Source organism: Alteromonas sp. AWJ4_197, assembly GCF_056160285.1.
This window is the reverse complement of the sequence record NZ_JBSWWW010000022.1, coordinates 1-2,342: the sequence shown is the minus strand read 5'-3', so window position 1 is coordinate 2,342 and position 2,342 is coordinate 1. Positions and strand designations below refer to the sequence as shown.

General features: G+C 70.4%; 1 protein-coding gene. It reads left to right on the top strand.

Annotated features, from left to right (window positions below):
* Positions 1 to 105 precede the first annotated feature (105 nt).
* The coding region (gene betT / locus ACXAGC_RS20225) for a choline BCCT transporter BetT (RefSeq protein WP_474846780.1) at positions 106 to 2,342 on the top strand (2,237 nt) is incomplete at its 3' end.

Sequence of the window (2,342 nt, the reverse complement as noted above, 5' to 3'; positions counted from 1 at the left end):
GGAGCGCAGCAGGCCGGTGCGTCGTCTCCGAGAGGTCCTCGCCCGGTCGCCGGCGCACCGTGCCGCGCCACCCGGACAGCCCCACCCGAGGAAAGGACCGATCGAGTGACGGAAGCAGACGACGACCAGCGGCCGGAGCCCGAGCCGTCGAGGGCGATGGTCGAGCGGGACCGGGTCGGCGCGGCCGTGCGCCGCCGTTCACGCCTTCCCCACGAGGAGCTCCCCCCGATCTCCAGCACCGAGCTGAGCAAGGGCCCGGCCGAGCTCGCCGAGGACCGCGAGCCCCGCGTCAACTGGCGGGTCTTCGTCACGTCCTCCCTGGTCATCCTCGCGTTCTCGGTCTGGGCGATGGCCGCCCCGCACCACGCCGCGAGCGCCATGCGGGACGTCGTCGGCTGGATCGCGACCAACCTCGGCTGGTTCTACGTCCTCACGGTGACCCTGGTGATCCTCTTCGTCCTCTGGGTCGCCTTCTCCAAGGAGGGCAGCGTCCGGCTGGGCCCGGACCACTCCCGCCCGCAGTACGGGCTCTTCACCTGGGTCGCGATGCTCTTCGCCGCCGGCGTGGGCATCGACATGCTCTTCTACTCGGTGACCGGACCGATCACCCAGTTCGTCGCTCCCCCCGCGGCCGACCCCCGCTCCGCCGAGGCCACCCAGGACGCCGTGGTCTGGACGATGTTCCACTACGGCGTGGCTGGCTGGTCGATGTACGCCCTGCTGGGCATGGCCATGGGCTACTTCGCCTACCGCTGGGGCATGCCGCTCTCCATCCGGGCCGCCCTGTACCCGCTGCTCGGCCGGCGCGTCCGCGGGACCACCGGCGACGTCATCGACGTCTTCGCCCTGGTGGGCACCGTGTTCGGCGTGGCGACCTCGATGGGCATCGGGGTCGTGCTCCTGAACGTCGGTTTTGCCTGGCTCTTCGGGCTACCGGAAGGCCTGGCGCTGCAGATCGCCCTCGTGCTGGTGGCCGTCGTCATGACGGTCGCCGCCTGCACCTCCGGGGTGGACCGGGGTATCCGGGTCATCTCCGAGCTCAACCTCTGGAGCGCGGGCGCGATGATGCTCTACATCCTCGTCACCGGCGAGACCGCCTTCCTGCTCAACGCCATGGTCGAGAACATCGGCCGCTTCGTCTTCACCCTGCCCGAGCGCACGGTGCAGACCTTCGCCTACGTGGAGGGCGGCTCGGAGTGGATGGGCGGCTGGACGCTGTTCTTCTGGGCCTTCTGGCTGGCGTGGGGACCGTTCGTCGGACTGTTCCTCGCCCGCATCTCACGGGGCAGGACGCTGCGGGAGTTCGTCGTCGCGGCCATCACCGCCCCTGTGCTCTGCGACTTCTTCATCGTGACCGTCTTCGGCAACTCCGCCATGCACGAGGTGCTCAGCGGCAACACCGAGTTCGCCCGGCTGGCCGTGGAGAGCCCGGAGGAGGGCTGGTACGCACTGCTCGAGATGTTCCCCGGCGCGGCCTTCCTCATCGGCCTGGCCACGCTCTCCGGGCTCCTCTTCTACCTGACGAGCGCCAACTCCGGCGCGATGGTGATGTCGAACTTCTCCTCGACCATCCCCGACCCGGCGCAGGACGGGGCGAAGTGGCTGCGCATCTTCTGGGCGCTGCTGACCGCGGTGCTCACCATCGCCATGCTCGTGGCCGGGGGCGTCACCACCATGGAGCACGCCACGCTGATCTTCGCGCTGCCCGTGACGGTCATCGCCTTCCTCGTCATGGCCTCCTTCTCGAAGGTGCTGCGGATGGAGCGGGCCGAGCGCGAGGGCCGGACCCTGCGCCGGCGCTTCGACGCGGTCCACGGCGGCCTGGTCCCCGAGAAGACGTGGCGGCAGCGCCTGGCCCGCCTGCGGTCCTATCCCTCGCAGAAGGCCGTCGCCCAGTTCGTCGGGCGCGTCGTGCGACCCGCGCTCCAGGACGTCGCCGACGAGTTCCGCGACCTGGGCCACCAGGCGGAGCTGCGCACGACCCCGAACGCCGGGACCGGCATCGACGAGCACGCGCTCGTCGTGAACATGGCCGACCACCGGGACTTCCACTACCAGGTGGCGGCCGTCCGGGCGCCGGTGCCGATGATCGGGGCCCGCAGCATGTCCCGGGAGACGGACGTCTACTACCGGCTCGAGGTGTTCACCCAGACCGGCAGCGAGGGCTACGACCTGATGGGACTGACCCAGCAGCAGCTGATCAACGACGTCCTGGACCGCTACGAGGCCCACCTGTCATTCCTGCGGTACTCCACGGAGCACGCCTACGCCTCGGTCCTGACGCCCCCGCAGCCCGCCGCGGCCGATGCGGTCCCGCCACCGGTCCCTGCGCGGGCCGAGGA